Annotated in this window: 16 protein-coding genes; 9 read left to right on the top strand and 7 right to left on the bottom strand. The window is 64.1% G+C overall.

Going from position 1 to position 18,681, the window contains the following annotated elements; all coding sequences use genetic code 11:
- The first annotated feature begins 16 nt into the window (after window positions 1-16).
- The 3 genes from WK25_RS19575 (at window position 17) to WK25_RS19565 (ending at window position 2,668) form a co-directional block, all read left to right on the top strand.
- Entirely contained in the window at window positions 17-802 is a 786-nt protein-coding gene (locus WK25_RS19575) for a 3-hydroxybutyrate dehydrogenase (RefSeq protein ID WP_011881120.1), read from the top strand.
- A gap of 123 nt (window positions 803-925) precedes the next feature.
- Window positions 926-2,143: a patatin-like phospholipase family protein gene (locus WK25_RS19570; protein WP_040138968.1), complete on the top strand. Its 1,218-nt coding sequence runs from the start codon at window positions 926-928 to the stop codon at window positions 2,141-2,143.
- 60 nt (window positions 2,144-2,203) lie between these two features.
- Window positions 2,204-2,668: a hypothetical protein gene (locus WK25_RS19565; protein WP_069242491.1), complete on the top strand. Its 465-nt coding sequence runs from the start codon at window positions 2,204-2,206 to the stop codon at window positions 2,666-2,668.
- A 49-nt stretch (window positions 2,669-2,717) separates the two neighbouring features.
- On the opposite strand, the gene WK25_RS19560 is transcribed toward WK25_RS19565, so the two are convergent.
- Window positions 2,718-3,602: a LysR family transcriptional regulator gene (locus WK25_RS19560; protein ID WP_040138966.1), complete on the bottom strand. Its 885-nt coding sequence runs from the start codon at window positions 3,600-3,602 to the stop codon at window positions 2,718-2,720.
- Between the two features lie 118 nt (window positions 3,603-3,720).
- Between WK25_RS19560 and argC the strand changes: the two genes are divergently transcribed.
- Window positions 3,721-4,659, top strand: a complete 939-nt coding sequence (gene argC / locus WK25_RS19555) for an N-acetyl-gamma-glutamyl-phosphate reductase (protein WP_069243470.1) — start codon at window positions 3,721-3,723, stop codon at window positions 4,657-4,659.
- Between the two features lie 235 nt (window positions 4,660-4,894).
- Here argC and WK25_RS19550 read toward each other — a convergent pair whose 3' ends face one another.
- Window positions 4,895-5,818 carry a LysR substrate-binding domain-containing protein gene (locus WK25_RS19550; RefSeq protein ID WP_069242490.1) on the bottom strand — a complete coding sequence of 308 codons (924 nt, stop codon included), beginning with the start codon at window positions 5,816-5,818 and terminating at the stop codon, window positions 4,895-4,897.
- A gap of 117 nt (window positions 5,819-5,935) precedes the next feature.
- Between WK25_RS19550 and WK25_RS19545 the strand changes: the two genes are divergently transcribed.
- Window positions 5,936-7,021, top strand: a complete 1,086-nt coding sequence (locus WK25_RS19545; protein WP_040138964.1) for a tartrate dehydrogenase — start codon at window positions 5,936-5,938, stop codon at window positions 7,019-7,021.
- Between the two features lie 543 nt (window positions 7,022-7,564).
- Here WK25_RS19545 and WK25_RS19540 read toward each other — a convergent pair.
- From WK25_RS19540 to WK25_RS19525, 4 genes are all read right to left on the bottom strand, one after another.
- The gene (locus tag WK25_RS19540) at window positions 7,565-8,044 is read right to left on the bottom strand and encodes a DUF1348 family protein (protein ID WP_027781811.1); all 480 of its coding nucleotides are present in this window, start codon (window positions 8,042-8,044) and stop codon (window positions 7,565-7,567) included.
- 55 nt (window positions 8,045-8,099) lie between these two features.
- The gene (locus tag WK25_RS19535) at window positions 8,100-8,717 is read right to left on the bottom strand and encodes a TetR/AcrR family transcriptional regulator (RefSeq protein ID WP_069242489.1); all 618 of its coding nucleotides are present in this window, start codon (window positions 8,715-8,717) and stop codon (window positions 8,100-8,102) included.
- A gap of 840 nt (window positions 8,718-9,557) precedes the next feature.
- Complete coding sequence (gene tdh / locus WK25_RS19530; RefSeq protein WP_040138962.1) at window positions 9,558-10,586, bottom strand: L-threonine 3-dehydrogenase; 1,029 nt, start codon at window positions 10,584-10,586, stop codon at window positions 9,558-9,560.
- Between the two features lie 13 nt (window positions 10,587-10,599).
- The gene (locus WK25_RS19525) at window positions 10,600-11,799 is read right to left on the bottom strand and encodes a glycine C-acetyltransferase (protein WP_059548511.1); all 1,200 of its coding nucleotides are present in this window, start codon (window positions 11,797-11,799) and stop codon (window positions 10,600-10,602) included.
- A gap of 161 nt (window positions 11,800-11,960) precedes the next feature.
- Here WK25_RS19525 and WK25_RS19520 point away from each other — a divergent pair, with 161 nt between their 5' ends.
- From WK25_RS19520 to WK25_RS19510, 3 genes are all read left to right on the top strand, one after another.
- Window positions 11,961-12,572: a helix-turn-helix domain-containing protein gene (locus tag WK25_RS19520; protein ID WP_040138960.1), complete on the top strand. Its 612-nt coding sequence runs from the start codon at window positions 11,961-11,963 to the stop codon at window positions 12,570-12,572.
- Between the two features lie 128 nt (window positions 12,573-12,700).
- On the top strand, window positions 12,701-13,078 hold the full coding sequence (locus WK25_RS19515; protein WP_040138959.1) for a DUF2471 family protein: 378 nt from the start codon (window positions 12,701-12,703) through the stop codon (window positions 13,076-13,078).
- Window positions 13,079-13,183: 105 nt separating this feature from the next.
- Entirely contained in the window at window positions 13,184-14,197 is a 1,014-nt protein-coding gene (locus tag WK25_RS19510; protein ID WP_059548510.1) for a tyrosine-type recombinase/integrase, read from the top strand.
- 140 nt (window positions 14,198-14,337) lie between these two features.
- Here WK25_RS19510 and WK25_RS19505 read toward each other — a convergent pair whose 3' ends face one another.
- Window positions 14,338-15,519 (bottom strand): DNA-binding protein, encoded by a 1,182-nt coding sequence (locus WK25_RS19505; RefSeq protein ID WP_069242488.1) that lies wholly within the window; start codon window positions 15,517-15,519, stop codon window positions 14,338-14,340.
- A 1,800-nt stretch (window positions 15,520-17,319) separates the two neighbouring features.
- Here WK25_RS19505 and WK25_RS19500 point away from each other — a divergent pair.
- Complete coding sequence (locus WK25_RS19500; RefSeq protein ID WP_040138956.1) at window positions 17,320-18,681, top strand: replication initiation protein; 1,362 nt, start codon at window positions 17,320-17,322, stop codon at window positions 18,679-18,681.

Here is an 18,681-nt window from a genome sequence, read left to right as displayed (position 1 = left end):
CCACGGGAAATCCAAAATGAGCAACCTGAATGGCAAGACCGCAGTCGTCACGGGCGCCGCAAGCGGCATCGGCAAGGAAATCGCACTGGAGCTGGCGAAGGCGGGCGCGGCAGTCGCGATCGCCGACCTGAACCAGGACGGCGCGAATGCGGTGGCCGACGAGATCAACAAGGCAGGCGGCAAGGCGATCGGCGTCGCGATGGACGTGACCAGCGAAGACGCGGTGAACAGTGGCATCGACAAGGTCGCCGAGACGTTCGGCTCGGTCGACATCCTCGTGTCGAACGCCGGCATTCAGATCGTCAATCCGATCGAGAACTATTCGTTCGCCGACTGGAAGAAAATGCAGGCGATCCACGTCGACGGCGCGTTCCTGACGACGAAGGCCGCGCTCAAGCATATGTACAAGGACGACCGCGGCGGCGTCGTGATCTACATGGGTTCGGTGCACTCGCACGAAGCATCGCCGCTGAAGTCGGCATACGTGACGGCCAAGCACGGGCTGCTGGGCCTCGCGCGCGTGCTGGCGAAGGAAGGCGCGAAGCACAACGTGCGCTCGCACGTCGTGTGTCCGGGTTTCGTGCGCACGCCGCTGGTGGACAAGCAGATTCCGGAGCAGGCGAAGGAACTCGGGATCAGCGAAGAGGAAGTGGTGAAGAAGGTGATGCTGGGCAACACGGTCGACGGCGTGTTCACGACGGTGCAGGACGTCGCGCAGACGGTGCTGTTTCTGTCGGCATTCCCGAGTGCCGCGCTCACGGGGCAGTCGTTCGTCGTCAGCCACGGCTGGTTCATGCAGTAACGTCGCCGCGTCCGTCGCGGGAAGCAATTCCCGCGGCCTCGCTCATTTCCACGCGGGAGCGCCGTCGGCCGACGTTGCTCCCGGCGTCTCCGCCCTCCACGGCGGGATTTCTCGGAGCAACTGATGAAACCGCACGCGCGTACAGAAAAGCAGGCCGTCGATGCGGCGGACCTGCACCACGAAGCCGGCGCACCGGCCTCTGCGCGATCGCTGCCGTACGAAACGATCGCGCTCGTCCTGCAAGGCGGCGGCGCGCTCGGCGCGTATCAGGCCGGCGTATTCGAAGGGCTGCACGAAGCAGGCATTCCGCTCGACTGGATCGCCGGCATCTCGATCGGCGCGCTCAATACCGCGCTGATCGCCGGCAATGCGCCCGAGCATCGCGTCGAGCGGCTGCGCGAATTCTGGGAAACGATCTGCCAGCCGGCGTTCTTTCCCGCGATCCCGGCCGCCTTCGAATTCGCGCTGTTCAACAGCATTGACCAGATTCGCACATTCTTCACCGCGTCGCAGGCCGCGAGCGCGATGATGCAGGGCCAGCAGGGTTTCTTCGTGCCGCGCTTCCCGCCGCCGCTGCCGGGCGTGTCCGATCATCCGCAAAAAATCAGCTGGTACGACACGTCCGCGCTGCGCGCGACGCTGCTCAAGCTCTGCGATTTCGACCGGATCAACTCGGGCGAGACGCGTGTGTCGGTCGGCGCAGTCAACGTCGGCACGGGCAACTTCGTGTACTTCGACAACTCGCGGATCCGCCTGCTGCCCGAGCACTTCATGGCGTCGGGCGCGCTGCCGCCCGCGTTCCCGCCCGTCGAGATCGACGGCGAGTATTACTGGGACGGCGGCGTCGTATCGAACACGCCGCTGATGGAAGTGCTGCGCGCGCGGCCGCGCCGCGACACGCTCGCGTTCCAGGTCGACCTGTGGAGCGCGCGCGGCCCGCTGCCGCGCACGATGGCCGACGTCGCGGAACGCACGAAGGACGTGCAGTATTCGAGCCGCACGCGTTTCGTCACCGACACGCTGCAGCGCGAACAGCGCTACCGCAACGTGCTGCGCCACGTACTCGAGCAGGTGCCGGAAGAGCAGCGCAAGAACGACCCTTGGTGCATCGAGGCAGAAGCGATGTCGAGCGGGAAGAAGTACAACATCCAGCACCTGATCTATCAGCAGAAGGCGTACGAGCACCACTACAAGGACTACCAGTTCGGTTTGTCGACGATGCGCGACCACTGGAGCGCCGGTCTCGACGACATCCGCAAGACGCTCGCCGTCAAGGACGGCCTCGCGCTCCCCACCAATGACGCGGGCTTCGTCACGCACGACATTCATCGCCACCGGTAACGCCGCATGCAACGGGCCGGGACGCTCGCAGCGCCGGTCCGTTCTCTTTTCCGATTCGACATGCCGATTTTCATTGCGCTGTTTGCGCTCATCGCACTTGGATGGGGCGCCGTTCATCTGTTTCACGTCATCGCCGCGCAGTTCGGCCAACCGGTGGCGATCGCGGCCGCCGTGCTCGCGGCCGCGATCGTGCTCGCACTGGCCGCGTGGTGGATCAGGCGCCGCCGCGACATCGCCCCGAACACGAAGGAACAAGGCTGGACGCATATCGTCCATCGCGCATGGGGAGAACTGCGCGTGTCCGCGACACAAGGCCTGCTGTGGATGTCGCACGACGGCGCGGACGGCCGCTATACGCTGTCGCAGCTCGCTGGCTGCGAAGCCGCGCCGATCGATGGCCGCTGGCATCTGGTCGTGCGTGTGCGCGACACGGAGCGCGGCGAATGGAAACTGCCGATGATGGACAAGCGCGACGCGCAGCGCTGGGCCCGCGTGCTGATGCTTGCGAAGGACAACCGGCTGTAACGGCCGGCCACGGCGGCGCGTCCGATGCGTCGCTATCCGGCGCGATTTTCTATCGCACGCCGAGCGCCCACAACGCGTCGAGCACGTGCTGCGTCGACCGCTCGACCGGGCCGGCCCGATGCGCGATACCGAGTTCCCGCCACAGCGCCGGGCGCAGCGGCCGCGTGACAATGCGCGCATCGGGCAGCGGCGCGCCGGCTTCGTGCGGCAACAACGTCGCGCCGTAGCCCGCGGCAACCAGGCTCTTGATCGCATCGTTATAGTTGAGTTCGATGCGCGGCTCGGGCCGGTGGCCGCCCAGCGCGAACCATTCCGTCGTCAGCCTCGACAGGCGGGTGGTCGCATCGTTGAGAATCAGCGGACGCGCAGCCAGATACGCCGGTGTCACCCGGGCCGGCAGTTTCCAGTCCGCCGGCAGAAAGGCCAGCACCGGATCGCGCCGCCACGCGCGGATCGACAAGCCCGCGACCGCCGGCTGCGGCAGCGCGACGAGCCCGACGTCAAGCGTGCCCTGTGCAAGGCGCGCGAGCGTGTCTTGTGACGTGAGCACCGCGATCTGCACGTCGATGTCCGGATGCCGTTCGCGAAGCCGGGCCACTGCCTGCGGCAACAGATGAGCGATCGCGCCGGTCGATGCGCCGAGGCGTACGCGCCCCGTCAGCCCCTGCACTTGCCGCTCCACGTCGTCGAGCGTCGCTTCGACTTCGGCGAGCAGACGGCGCGCGCGCTCCACCAGCACCGCGCCGATTGCCGACGGCCGCACGTTGCCGCGCGTGCGCGACAGCAACGGCGCGCCGATGCGGCTTTCGAGTTCGGCAACATGAAGGCTGACCGTCGGCGGCGCAAGATGCAACAGTTGCGCGGCGGCGACGAACGAGCCCCGATCGGCGATCGCGACCAGCGTACGCAGCCGATCCAGACTGATCTCGCGCATTCCCACCTCTCGTTCAGAAAAGCTGAATCCTCTAATCAGGAAATTCAACTTTTCCTATTCTATGCGTTCGGTGGACGATACGGCTTTCCCGATCTCCGACACGAGGAACGCGACGATCATGAGCCACGCCACTGTCTATATCGACGGCGACCAGGGCACGACCGGTTTGCAGATTCACGAGCGCCTGCGCGATCGCACCGATCTGCGGCTCGTCACACTGCCCGATGCCGCTCGCAAGAATCCCGCGCGGCGCGCCGAAGCGATCAACGCGGCGGATATCGCGATCCTGTGCCTGCCCGACGCCGCCGCACGCGAAGCGGTCGGCTTCATCCGCAATCCCGCGGTACGCGTGATCGACGCGAGTTCCGCCCATCGCACCGACGCCGAATGGGTGTACGGCTTTCCGGAGATGGCCGCCGGACACGCGCAGACCATCGCCGGCGCGCGGCGCGTGAGCAATCCGGGCTGCTATCCGACCGGCGCGATCGGCCTGTTGCGGCCGCTGCGGGAAGCCGGCCTGTTGCCGCGCGACTATCCGGTGAGCATTCACGCGGTGTCGGGTTACTCGGGCGGCGGCCGGGCCGCCGTCGACGCGTTCGAATCGAGCGACGCTGCCCGCGCGAAACCGCTGCAGGTCTACGGCCTCGCGCTTGCACACAAGCATGTGCCGGAAATCCGGCAGCATGTCGGGCTCGCGCATCGGCCGCTGTTCGTGCCGGCCTACGGCGCCTATCGGCAGGGCATCGTGCTGACCGTGCCGATCGAGCTGCGGCTTTTGTCCGCTAGCGTGACCGGTGAGATGCTGCATGCGTGTCTCGCGCACCATTACGCGGGCGCGCGCCACGTTGACGTCATGCCGCTCGCGGACACCCGCGCGATCACGCATCTCGATCCCCAAGCACTGAACGGGACGAACGACCTGCAGCTCGGCGTGTTCGTCAATGAAGAGCACGGTCAGGTGCTGCTGTCCGCCGTGTTCGACAATCTCGGCAAGGGGGCGTCCGGTGCGGCCGTGCAGAATCTCGACCTGATGCTGGGCGTGCAGAGCGTGGCGTAAGGGGCGTTAATGTGCGGTGTTGAACTTTGCGTCGCGGGCAGTGGGCGCGCAGCGTGGAGCTGCGCGCAGGGTGCCCGGCCGATACCATCGTCTACTTGAAAGGCGCTTCGCGGCGGGCAGTGCATCCCTGCCCACCGCAGGCCGTTGCACCGGCAACGCGGCGGCAAGTCGCAAAAAAACGGGCATGCGCCGATGCCAATCACGTGCCCCCGTAAAAGCTCACCTTTCCCCGATGTCAGCCCGCGTCGTCGCTTGCTGCGGCGTTTAGACCGGCGAGCGTCTCCGCCAGATAGTCGACGCATACGCGCACTTTCGCCGACGCCGCGACGCGCTCCGGATACACCGCCCATATGTTCGCCGGCTGAATCGCATCCGGCAGCACGCGACGCAGCTCGCCGCGTTCGATCAGCGGCCCCGCTTCCCAGATCGAACGCAACACGATCCCGCGTCCGGCGAGCGCCCATTGCACAGCCACTTCGCCATGGTTCGTGGACAACGCGCCGCCGACCTTCACCGTCGCCGTTTCTCCGCGCACGTTCAGCCGCCATACACCGAATGGATGATCGCGCTCCTTGATCGCAAGGCAGTCGTGCGATGCGAGATCGGCGAGCGTGCGCGGCGTGCCGCGGCGTGCGAGATAGCCTGGCGACGCGCACAGCACGCGGTAGTTCGCGGCGAGGCGACGCGCGATCAGATGGTCGGCGATTTCGTCGCCGATGCGCACGTCGACGTCGTAGCCTTCGCCCGCGACGTCGACGAGCCGGTCGAACAGATCGAGCCGCACGTTCAGCTGCGGATAGCGAGCGGAAAAGTCCTGCAGCGCCGGCGCGATCACATGCCGGCCGAAGCCGAAGCTGGTCGAGATGCGCAGCGTGCCGCGCGGCACCGTGCGCGTGGTCGACACGTCCTCGACGAGATGATCGACGTCGTCGAGAATCTTCTCGGCGCGCGCGAATACGCGTTCGCCGGCTTCCGTGACCGTCACGCGGCGCGTGGAGCGATGCAGCAGCCGCGTGCCGAGCTGCGCCTCGAGCAACGCGATGCGCTTGCTCACGTACGCGGGCGACACCGCGAGCTGCTCGGCGGCCGCGCTGAAGCTCGCCAAGCGAACGACAAGGCTGAACACACGCAGGTCGTCGAGATTCGGCGATTTATTCACGATTCGTGGAAAGTTGATTAACCTTTTCCGCGATTTTAATCCGAATGGAAATAAATAGAATGACGTCATGTTCCGCTGCGCACGCCGCCAGCGGCCCAACCAGCCAAGGAGACTCGCATGAGCGACAAGACGTACAAGATTGCCGTCATCCCCGGTGACGGCATCGGCCGTGAAGTGATGCCCGAGGGCCTGCGCGCGCTTGACGCCGTCACCGCGCGCTTCGGCATCCGGTTCGAGTTCGAGCAGATCGAGTGGGCGAGCTGCGACTACTACGCGCAGCACGGCAAGATGATGCCGGACGACTGGAAGGCGCAGCTGTCGGGCATGGACGCGATTCTGTTCGGCGCGGTCGGCTGGCCCGACACGGTGCCCGATCACATTTCGCTGTGGGGCTCGCTGCTGAAATTCCGTCGCGAGTTCGATCAGTACATCAACCTGCGGCCCGCGCGCCTGTTCGACGGGGTGCCGTCGCCGCTCGCCGGCCGCCGCGCCGGCGACATCGACTTCATGATCGTGCGCGAAAACACCGAGGGCGAATATTCGTCGGTCGGCGGCACGATGTTCGAAGGCACCGAGCGCGAAGTCGTGATGCAGCAGTCGATCTTCACGCGGCACGGCACCGAACGCGTGCTGAAGTTCGCGTTCGAGCTCGCGCAGCGCCGCGCGAAGCGCCTGACCGTCGCGACGAAGAGCAACGGCATCGCGATCAGCATGCCGTGGTGGGATGCCCGCGCAGCCGAAATGGCCGAGCGCTATCCGGAGATCGCCGTCGACAAGCAGCACATCGACATCCTGTGCGCGCGCTTCGTGCTGCAGCCGGACCGCTTCGACGTCGTCGTCGCGTCGAACCTGTTCGGCGACATCCTGTCCGACCTCGGCCCGGCATGCACGGGCACGATCGGCATCGCGCCGTCGGCGAACCTGAACCCGGATCGTACGTTTCCGTCCTTGTTCGAGCCGGTGCATGGCTCCGCACCGGACATCGCGGGGCAGTTCATCGCAAACCCGATCGCGATGATCTGGTCGGCGGCGATGATGCTCGACTTCCTCGGCAACGGCGCGGGGCCGGAACGCGAAGCGCACGACGCGATCGTCGCCGCGATCGAGGACGTACTGCGAGCCGGCCCGCGCACGCGCGATCTCGGCGGTCAGGCCGGAACGCAAGAAGTGGGCGAAGCGATCGCTGCGCGGATCGCCGGCTGACACTCGAACGGGAAAGGTGCGCGGCGGAGACGGCATCGATGCACGTTGTGTTCAGTAGTGTGAACACGACGGAGCGCCGCACACCTTTGTCGAATTCGATGCGCCGCGCGATGCCGGTTCTGCATGTCATGTCGTTCGGACGCGGCACGTCAGGTTTCGTCACGGTGATGCATCGATGTGAAACGCATCACGTCGAAGCCGAGCGGTGAGTTGCATCGCGCGTCGACACACACCGGTTGGACTTCATCGTGCATTCGGCATGCGACGCCATCGTGTCGCCTTCGATGCGGGTTCATACGTGCATGTTCGCGACGCGACAGCGCCCACGGCAATGCGCGGTGCTTTCATCAGCGCAATCGCGCCGTTTCCTGCGAAGAATGATCGGTGAGAAGCAGGACGCGAAGCGTCACACCGTTCCGTGCGAAACGCTGTTCTCCCGAAAACACTCACCTCAGCACGCGGCTCCCGTATTTCCTCACCATTGAACGCTGCCCCCGCGCACGGCGTGACATCGAGCGCGGTCGGGCGTCGTCATCGCGCACGTCAGAGGCCGAGATCGGACAAGCCCGGATGGTCGTCCGGACGACGACCGAGCGGCCAGTGGTACAGGCGATCCGCTTCGCGAATCGGCAGGTCGTTGATGCTCGCGTGGCGATGCGCCATCAACCCGTTTTCGTCGAACTCCCAGTTCTCGTTTCCATATGAGCGAAACCAGTTGCCGGCGTCATCGTGCCATTCGTATGCGAACCGCACCGCGATGCGATTGCCGCCGAATGCCCACAGCTCCTTGATCAATCGATAGTCAAGCTCGCGCGTCCATTTCCGCTGCAGCAGGCCGACGATCTCGTCGCGGCCCGTCACGAACTCCGCGCGATTGCGCCAGCGGCTCTGCGGCGTGTAGGCCAGCGACACGCGCTGCGGGTCGCGCGTATTCCATGCGTCTTCGGCGGCGCGCACTTTCTGGCGTGCCGTTTCGAGCGTGAAGGGCGGAACGGGCGGGCGAACTTCCGGGGAAGCGGACATGGAATGCTCCTGAGCAAGGTTCCGGCCGCGCACGCGCGCAACCGGTTGGGACGTGCTACTCCTTCTGCGCTCGAGACACCGCATCGAGCAACAGTTCGGCGGTGGCGCGCGCATCGCGCGCGGCGGTTGCGTCGCCGCTGACGAGCGCGACGCCGATCGCGCCATCGATCAACACCAGCCATTGACGCGCAATGCGAGCCAGCCCGCGGCGCTCGAGCGCGACTGCGTCGGCATACGCGTCGAACCGCTCGCGCACGAACGCCAGCAAGCGCGCCTTGTGCATGCGCGCGACGACGCGCACCGGATCGTCGGCGCGGGCAATCTCGCCGGACGCGTTCAGGAACGCGCAACCGTGAAAGTCCGGTTGCACGAACCAGTCGCGCAGCACGTCGAACATGCCGAGCAATTGCGCACGCGGCGACTTGCCCCGCGCAAGCGTCGCGTCGACGAACCAGCGCATCCAGCGTTCGTCGCGCCGCTCGAGCGCGGCCAAGACCAGCGCTTCCTTCGATTCGAAATGCGAATAAAAGCTCTTTCGCGCGGCGCCGGAGCGTTTCACGATCGCATCGACACCGGTCGCATGAATACCGCCGGAGTAGATCAGCGCTTCCGCCGCGTCGAGCAGCCGGTCGCGAACGACCGGTTCGGTTGAGGGATCGTCGTGTGAGTTCATGCGTTTACGGTAGAACGATCGTTCTCCCTCGTCAACGCGGATGTGTAAAAGCCCTGTCGGATGGAGGGCGAATGTCGGGCGGCGGCCTCATGCCCGAAGCGGTGACGTGAAGGCCGGGGCGCTTCGTCACCTCACGTTGCGGCCGCGGGGGCGCGTGCGGCACATAACGGGATGCGGCACGGCACGGACTCGCGACGGTTGCGTGTCTCTGCGGCAAACCGGTCAAGATCGGCTCGAGATGCCCGCAACCCCGGCGCGTCAGTGCATCGGGAGCCCGGACGATACGAGCTGAATGGTGAGCGGCTTCGATCGCCGACACCGCACCGACCGGGGTACATGCATGATGGAAAGGTGAGATCGCGAGTGATCGATAGCCTCACGTCGGAGGGTGCAATGCGATATGCATCATCCGTCGCTGTGTTGTCGCGGAAACACGTGTACGTCCGTCACGCGAGCCTCCGATCACGCGGCACGCGCTTGCCAGTCGAACGTGGCGAGCGGATACGGAAGGATGAGAAGAAAGACCCGCGTCAAAGGACGCGAGCGAAGCATCGGCGGAGCCCCGCTGACAGGTGAGCTGCGTGCGCGATGTGATGTCACCGATGGGTGCGGGCCGCTTTGGCTCGATCGCGCGCGTACAGTCAACGCGTAACCGTTCGCCGCCGATTGAGTGCCGCCGAAGCACGTCGCGACAGCGAGATCGAGCCTTCGTCGGGCGCGCAATCACGGCTCCCGAATATCCTCACCTCAAGCGCTTGCCGCAGCTGACAGCTCCGGCAAACACACGAGCCGATGCGAGCGGAACGGCCGGCAAAGAACGCCGGGCCGCTCCTTCGACACTCAGACCGTCCAGTCGAGAATCACTTTGCCGCTTTCGCCGGACAGCATCGCGGCGAAGCCCTTCTCGTAATCGTCGGCCGCGAAGCGATGCGTGATGATCGGCGACAGATCGAGGCCGCTTTGCAGCATCGCGACCATCTTGTACCAGGTCTCGAACATCTCGCGTCCGTAGATGCCCTTGATCTCGAGCCCCTTGAAGATCACCTGGTTCCAGTCGATCGCCGTCTGCGCGGGCGGAATGCCGAGCAGCGCGACCTTGCCGCCGTGGTTCATCGCCTCGAGCAGGCTCGTGAACGCGCTCGGCACACCCGACATTTCCAGGCCGACGTCGAAGCCTTCCGTCATCCGCAGATCGGCCATCACGTCGCGCAGCGATTCGCGCGCCACGTTGACCGCGCGTGTCGCGCCCATCTTCCGCGCAAGTTCGAGCCGGTAGTCATTGACGTCCGTGATCACGACGTTGCGCGCGCCGACGTGCTTCGCGATCGCGACCGCCATGATCCCGATCGGGCCGGCGCCGGTGATCAGCACGTCCTCGCCGACGAGGTTGAACGACAGCGCCGTGTGCGTCGCGTTGCCGAACGGATCGAAGATCGACGCCAGATCGTCGGAAATCTCGGGCGGAATCTTGAACGCATTGAACGCGGGAATCGCCAGATATTCGGCGAACGCACCCTCGCGGTTCACGCCGACGCCGACCGTATTACGGCACAAATGCCGCCGCCCGGCGCGGCAATTGCGGCAGAAACCGCACGTGATGTGGCCTTCGCCGGACACGCGATCGCCGATTTCGAAACCGCGCACCTCCTGCCCCATCTCGACGATCTCGCCGACGTATTCGTGACCGACGTGCATCGGCACGGGAATCGTCTTCTGCGCCCAGTCGTCCCACTTCCAGATGTGGATGTCGGTGCCGCAGATCGCCGTGCGACGAATCTTGATCAGCACGTCGTTGTGTCCGACTTCCGGGCGCTTCACGCGCGTAAGCGTGAGCCCCGGGCCGCGTTCGAGCTTTGCCAGTGCTTTCATGTTCGCGCCTCCGTCAGACGATGCCGAGCGACTTGCCGACGCGCACGAACGCGGCGACCGCCTGATCGATCTGTTCGGGCGTATGCGCGGCGCTCATTTGCGTGCGGATCCGCGCGCGGCCGCGCGGCACGACCGGGAACGAGAAGCCGATCACGTAGACGCCTTCGGCGAGCAGCTTGTCGGCCATGTTCGTCGCGAGCTGCGCGTCGCCCAGCATCACCGGAATGATCGGATGCGCGCCCGGTACGAGCGTGAAGCCCGCAGCGGTCATCTGCTCGCGGAACCGCACGCCGTTCTCGCGCACGCGTTCGCGAAGCTTCGCGCCTTCGTCGCTGCCGAGCAGTTCCAGCACCTTCAGCGACGCAGCGGCAATGCTAGGCGTGAGCGTGTTCGAGAACAGGTACGGACGCGAACGCTGGCGCAGCAGTTCGACGATCTCGCGCCGGGCCGCGACGTAGCCCCCCGATGCGCCGCCGAGCGCCTTGCCGAGCGTGCCGGTGATGATGTCGACGCGGCCGTCGACGCCGCAGTGCTCGGGCGTGCCGCGGCCATGCGCGCCGATGAAGCCGACCGCGTGCGAATCGTCGACCATCACGAGCGCACCGTAACGATCGGCGAGGTCGCAGATGCCTTTCAGATCGGCGATGATGCCGTCCATCGAGAACACGCCATCGGTCGCGATCAGCTTGTGGCGCGCGCCGGCGGCGTCGGCTTCCTTCAGCTTCGCCTCGAGGTCCGACAAATCGTTGTTCTTGTAGCGGAAGCGCTTCGCCTTGCAAAGGCGGATGCCGTCAATGATGCTCGCGTGGTTCAGCTCGTCGCTGATCACCGCATCGTTCTCGTCGAGCAGCGTCTCGAACAGGCCGCCGTTCGCGTCGAAGCAGCTCGAATAGAGAATGCTGTCCTCGGTGCCCAGAAACGACGCGAGCGCGCTTTCGAGCTGCTTGTGCACGGTTTGCGTGCCGCAGATGAAGCGCACCGATGCCATGCCGAAGCCGTCCTGATCCAGCCCGGCCTGCGCCGCGGCGATCAGGCGCGGATCGTTCGCCAGACCCAGATAGTTGTTCGCGCAGAAATTCAGCACGCCGGCACCGCCGGCGAGCCGCACGGCCGCCGCCTGGGGACTCGCAATCTCGCGCTCGGTCTTGTAAAAACCGTCCGCGCGGATCTGGTCGAGCGTCCCGCGCACCTGGGCGAGAAAGGCATCACGCATCGCAAAGCTCCTGACAGGGATTCGCATGCCGACGCGCGCCGCTCGTGGCAGCGGCGCGGCGGCCTGCTACTGTTATAGTCGGTCGTTCGATTGACCGCATTTATCCGATATTCCGAACTAGAATTCGGAATATCGAACAACTCTAAGCGAACGGAAACCAAATGGCAAGTTCCTCCGCGTCGCGGCGCACGCCCGCCGGCGCCGCACCGCAGCCGCCGGGCGTGACGCCGCCTCGCGTCGGCGAGCAAATCCAGCGCCTGCGCAACGAGCGCAAGCTGACGCTCGACGACCTGTCGCGCGCGGCCGGCGTGTCGAAGTCGATGCTCTCCGAGATCGAGCGCGACAAGGCAAACCCCACGATCGCCGTTGCGTGGCGGCTCACGAACGCGCTCGGCATCACCCTCGACGAACTGTTCTCGCAGCCGAAAGCGCCGGAGACGATCCGCGTGGACGGCCCGCACGACATCCCGACGCTCGCCGGCCACGACGGCCGCTACCAGCTGCGCGTATGGGGCCCGATCGACCTGGCCGGCAAGTTCGAGTGGTACGAGCTGACGCTTCCGGGCGGCGGCGCGCTCGTATCGAACGCGCACGAGCCCGGAACACGCGAGCACCTGACCGTGCTGCAAGGCGCGATGGAAATCGAAGCCGCAGCGGCCAGCCGACGCCTGAAGGCCGGCGATACCGCGCGCTACCCGGCCGACACGCCGCACGCGATCCGCAACCCCGGCAAAGCCGAGGCGCGTGCACTGCTGATCGTGATTCATCGTTGACGCGGCGCCTAGCTGGCCGAACGGCCAGTTGCGGAAATAACTGTATATTTGTACAGTATACGGACATTCCGCCATGCATTGGCCGCTGCGGCGCACCGAGGCGCTGCGGCGGTCGACAGGAGCCTGCAATGACAGAAGAACAAGATTTGGCCGCGCTCAGCTTCAAGGCTGCCGCGCACGACCTCGAACTGATCGTTCGCCACATTGCCGCGCGCTACATTCGTCAGCGCGTGCCGCTGTCGTGGCGTCTGCTGCACGCGATCGAAGCCGAAGCGCTCGCCGATCTCGGCTTTGCAAGCCGGCACGACGCGGGCATGCGCCAACTGTTCGAACGGCCGTCGGACATGACTTTCCCCGAAACGGACGATCCGATCGACTTCGGCCGGTCGAATGCGCTGCCCGCCGTGTTCTCGTTCGCGGTTCTCGCGTATGAAGCGGCCGCGGATTCGCAAGAAGCTGCGCCCCGCGAGCGAACGCATCGTCCGTCGAAGGCTTGGGGCGACTGACGCCGCGCGTCGACATTCCCAAAACCGGCGGCGGACCGTTGCAGTGTCGCCGCCCGCGATGTTGCGCAAAGGGCTACCATATACGCAACTAACGGAATAAATACCATGTCCCCTCCTACGTCACTCGACACGCCGGCTCGTCCAGAAGAAAAAGATCTGTTCGACCGCGGCGCCTCCGACTGGATCTTGTCGCCGGAAACCGCATTCGATGCGTGGCTCGCGATGCAGGACTACCGCCGCTCATCGGCCGACGTCTACCGCGCCCAATGGGGGGCGTTTCTCGCGTGGCTGCGCGCGCATCAGAAGAATCTCGCCACGGTCGACACCGCGTCAATCGCGAACTTCGTCGCCGAGCTTCCGATCCGGAAAACCCAGCGCATGCGCTATCTCCGTTTGATCGAGCGCGTTCTCGACCATATCCGCCGCACCGAGCTCGCATCCACCAACCCTGCGCGCTTCATTGCTCAGGATGGCGAAGCGAACTGGCGTCAGGCGCGAGACAACGAGCCGACCGGCTTCCTCACGCCGGCCGAGCGCGCGAAATTGCTGGCCTACTTGTTCTCGCCGATCGGTGTATCCGGCGCCGCGTACTGGAAAGAACGCCGCGACCGTGCGCTCGTCGCCGCGTTTCTCGGTGCCGGCGTGAAAACCGGCGAAGCGCGCGTGCTCACAATTAGTTGCATCAATACGAGTGGAACGTCGCTGCAGATCCCGTCGACGCATCCCGATTTCGCGCGCGAAACCCATCTTGCTTCATTTGCGATCGCGTTGCTTGAAGCGTGGCTCGTTGAGCGCAAGCGCCAGGAGATTCCGGGAGAACTCGTGTTTCCGGCATCCCACACAGGGCGGCCAATGCACAAGGCAACGATGTTGCGCGCGATCGATGCGATCGTCGAATCCGCCGGGCTCACATCGTCGCGCACCGCACGCGCGAGCCCGCAAACGCTGCGTAACACCTATGCAGCCGAACTGTTTGAACACGACGTGCCGCCCGAACGCGTCGGCAAATGGCTCGGCTTCATGCGGCCGATCTCGTCGAACCGCCTGCACCGCGCATGGAAAAACTGGCGGGAAAGTCTCACGAACGGTGACGCACCGGATCTGGACGAAACTCACTGATGCGGCGTCGGCTGCTCACGACGACATGATCCGTGAGCAGCCTTGTGCGATGTGGCCTCACCGTTTCGCAGCTCCCGAAAAACCTCACCTCAAGCTTCCCGGAAAGTCTCACCTGTGTGATCGCTGTGCGCGTCAACGCGTCAGTCGTGAGTAAAGCGCGCGACCGCTTCGAATCGGGACGGCCAAGGTCCCGACGCATGTTCGCATTCGGGGCAAGACACTTCGAACCCGTCAGCGCCATGCGAAAGTTCTGGTTCGCCGTCACAACGTGGACATTGGTTCGGTACCGGCGTGTCGTGGTCCATCGACGTACCGATCGCTGCAAACGCTGCTGCGTCGAGTTGACCGGCGTCGGCCAGACGCCGAATCAGCGCCGAAATTTCCGGATTCATGCCGCGGCTGGCCTGCAGCGCATGGAGATCGCGCGTCGCGCGTTCGAGTTCGTCGCTCTGCGTGCGCAACTGTTCCTCGAGCCGGTCGGCACGTGTCTTGGCTGCGCTCAATTGCTGAAGAAAATCGAATTCCTTGCGTTGCACGTCGCGTAATCCGCTTTGGTAAGTCGACGCCATGCTGCGCAGCGAGTCCAGTTCGACAAGCATCGGCTTCACGCGGCGTTCGGCTTCGGCCACCGCATCCTTGATTTGCTGCGCGTAGTGCTCGGTTCGCTGTTGCAATTCGGCTTGCAGCGTATCGATTCGCTCGCGCAGCGCGGCATTCTGTGTCTGTTCGACGTCGACGCGGCCTGCCATCGCGGCCAGTTCCTTTTCGAGCCGGGCGACCGTGGTGAGCAGCGTTGCTTCGTTTGCCGAACCGTGCGTCGATTGCGACGCAAGCTGCACTTCGAGTTCGGTCACGCGGGCCTGCAGTTGATCGTTGCGGGTTTCACTGCGAGCCAGCGCCGCTTCAAGGGTTTCCTGGCGGACCGTGGCGTCGCGCAATCGCTGTTCCGCATCGGCTATGCCCGCGCGGACCTGCTCCCGGTCGACATCGAGACTTTCCCGTGCCGCCTTCAATGCTTCTTCATATAACGCGCCGAGCAATGCTCCCGCCTTTTCCTCTACCGCTTTCGGGATGGCCGCGCCGTCGAGCCGGACTTTAGACGCGGAACGAATCCGCTCCCAGAAGTGATCGATATCTTTCGGGATGTCGCTCGCACTGCCCGTCTGCGTGAGATCTCGAACGCTGGCGGCCGACGGCCGGATACCGAGGTCGAAAAACAGGCGCTTGCACGCATGGAGTGACAACTCCTGGCGGCGCGCGCCGCTTGCGCGCAGGGATTCGAGCTCACCACGGATAGCTTCCCGCATTTCATCCAGCGTCATGACAACACTCACAGACATTGAGATGTTGAGATCATAACGAAATACGTATTTTTTGATACCGATTGCCGTCGACTGTGGCGCATTTACGTCGCTGTGGCTGGAAACCGCATGCGTGAGCCGGTCCCGGCGATCCCATGGCCGGATTTCGTGAAACAAAGCGAAGAAAGTTGCCTAATCCATTGTTCCCAAAGGATTTTCTGGCAAGCACGAAAAAAGGGCATTTGTTTCACATCGCGATCGTCATCGTAGCCGATCGGTGTTCAGGCGTTGGGGTATCTGTGGAAAACTCGGTGACCGATGTCTTGAGAGTATTAGAAGTAAACACCCTTGAACCCTTAGTTAAAAACGTTAACGCCACGGCACAGCCTTACGTATCAAGGGTTTCCAGCCGATAAGGTGAAGTTTTACGGGAACCAAGGTGATCTTCTGCGGGAGCTGAAGTGATGGGGTTCGGGAAGTTGCGTGAGCCGATACAGGAAAGGTCGTGAGCGGATTCGGGATCACAGTAAAACACGAGATTCCCGAACGGTGAGGGTTTACGGGACACCACAGCCGTACAACCCGCGCTGTGCCTACGCGCACAGTTTTCTGCCTGTGCAGACATAGGTGAGAATTTGCGGGACCTCCTTCGTGCCCCGATTCTGCCTATCTTTTGGGCACTTTAGGCCAAAGGTGAGGTTTCGCGGGACTGGACCAGGATTTGCTGTGAGGATTTCCGGGAACGGACCGCCATTTTGCACAGTAAAAGTGCAGTGGAGGTCCATCGACGGCAGGAAGGTGAGGGTTTTCGGGAGATAAACTGCCCGTTCGCCGAGGCCGGTTTCACTAGGGTGAGCTTTTTCGGGAGGTAGATCACAGCGCGCCGTTCGGTTGAAAGGTGAGGGTTTTCGGGGGACCTCTGTGCGCAAAAATTGTGCACAGGTGAGGCTTTACGGGAGCACCGACCAGTCGAATTCGCTGAAAAGCCCGCCGGAAGGGGCAGAAATCCAATTTCCGCTGTGCCACTCTTGGGCACAGGTGAGGATTTTCGGGAATCCTCGCACAGGTGTTGCGTCGCTGTGGATGCCGCAAAGGTGAGGCTTTTCGGGGAGAGAAGCGCCGGGCCCGCGTCGCGGCCATCCGCGCATAAGTATCGGATGCGATTGACATTTTTGATACCGCGCCGGTTACGGTGAGATTTTTCGGGAGTCGTTTCTCGGGCTGCTACGGCGCCGTTTTTTCCAATAAGGTGAGCTTTTTCGGGAGGCCAGCTGTGCCGGCACCGCGTGCGGCGCGGGATTCCGGGTGCTCGCGTCACAGCTTATCGAGCCGGTAAGGTGAGAATTTTCGGGATTGGCTGCTTGCTAGGCGCTGTACAATGCGCGCCGGCGCGCGAAATCGCTGTCGTCCCTACGGCCAACGGCTTTTTGAGCCTGTGTTCGTACACGGCAAACCTGGCCGCAATCGCGGGCACCATCCTGCCTGTACATGCATACAGGACGGCACAGACGAGTGACGGCATGCGATGGCCGGCGTGTCGCCGTACAGTCGCAAAATTACGACAAATCGAAAGGTGAGCTGATACGGGAGCAAGTTCCGCACGGGTCCGGCACAGGCGAAAATCTGTGAATCCGCGCATCCCGCGACACGTCTGGATGCGTCGGAAACGCCGTAAATCCGGACCGGTGAGGATTTTCGGGAGTGGGTTGGGGTGAGCGCTGTTTCGCACGCGCACTTCACCGGCAACGGTGAGCATGTCGTTCTGGACGCACATCACCACAGGCGCTATCCTTCCGTGAAACTTCTCCTCCGACCCGACGCATGGCCACGAAGCGCGCCAAGAAGACCGATGTGGATGTGGTGAGTGCCAGTTCAGCCGAATTGCGGAAGGCCGTCGAGGCGATCGCAATTCAGCCGAAGAGCGGCAAGATCACGCTCCTGACCCGCAAGCTGTTCAACGTGCTGCTCGCCGTCGCGCAGCAGGCCGACGACTCGGGCGACACCTATCGCGCGCTGCTGTCGGACATCGTCGCCAATTCCGCGTTCGATTCGAATGACACTGCACTGGTGAAGGAACACCTGCGCCGCATGGTGTCGGTGCAGGTCGAATGGAGCACCGGCACGTCGAGCCAGAAGCCTGGCCGCAAGTGGGGGATCTCGACGTTGATCGCCGATGCGGAAATTCTCGAGGACCCGGCTACTCGTCGGGTATGGGTTGAATTCTCGTTCGCGCCGAAGATCAAGAAGAAGCTACTCGATCCGGTTCAATACGCGCGTCTGAGCCTGCAGTTTCAGAGCCAGCTGCGCAGCAGCGCCGGCCTCGCGCTGTACGAGATCTGCGTGCGCTATCTGACGAACCCGAGCCACCTGACGATGCGCGAGCCGTGGGAATGGTGGCGGCCGATCCTGTCGGGCACGCCCGATACTGAAGCAGGCGACGAGGCGAAGCGCGAGTACAAGTATTTCAAGCGCGACTATCTGCGCCCGGCGATCGCCGAGGTGAACGCGGTCACGAACATCTTCGTCGAGTTGATCGAGCATCGCGAAGGGCGGCGAGTCGCGGAGATCCAGTTCCGTGTGACCGAACGCAAGCAGCCGATGCTCGCGCTCGACGAGCATCCGAACGTGTTCGACAGTACGTTGGTCGACCGGATGGTGAAGCTCGGGATTCCGCTCAAGGAAGCGCAGACGCTCTACGCGGACAGCGAGGAAAACCGGATTCGCGCGGCGCTGCAGATGACCGAGCAGCGGATGCGTAGCACGACGCTGCCGCCGGTGCGCAGCGCGCCCGCGTTGTTCAAGGATGCGCTGAAGAAGGGGTATGCGCCGCCGGTCGAGTCCGTCGATGCGCTGCCTTCCACGCCGTCGGCAAAGGCGGTGTCGGCGCAGCCGGACGATCTGAAGGCACGGTTGTTGAGCGAATTCGCTGCGTTCCGCCGCAAGGAAGCGAAGGTGCTGTACGAGGAGCAGGGCGACGCGGAGCGCGAGGTGGCGCGCGAGTCGTTCGAGTCGGAAGTGTTGCCGACAATGGGCTCGCATCTGCGTGACGACTGGCGCAAGCGCGGGCTCGAATCCAAGCTGGCAGAAACGGCGTTTTTCGACTGGCTTGCGCAAAAGACCTGGGGCGAGCCGACCGATGGCGACCTGCTTGCATTCACGCTGAATCAATCGCGGGCGGCCTGA

Source organism: Burkholderia latens (genome assembly GCF_001718795.1).
Lineage (GTDB): Bacteria > Pseudomonadota > Gammaproteobacteria > Burkholderiales > Burkholderiaceae > Burkholderia > Burkholderia latens_A.
The sequence above is the reverse complement of the archived record's forward strand: the minus strand, read 5'-3'. Positions and strand labels throughout refer to the sequence as shown.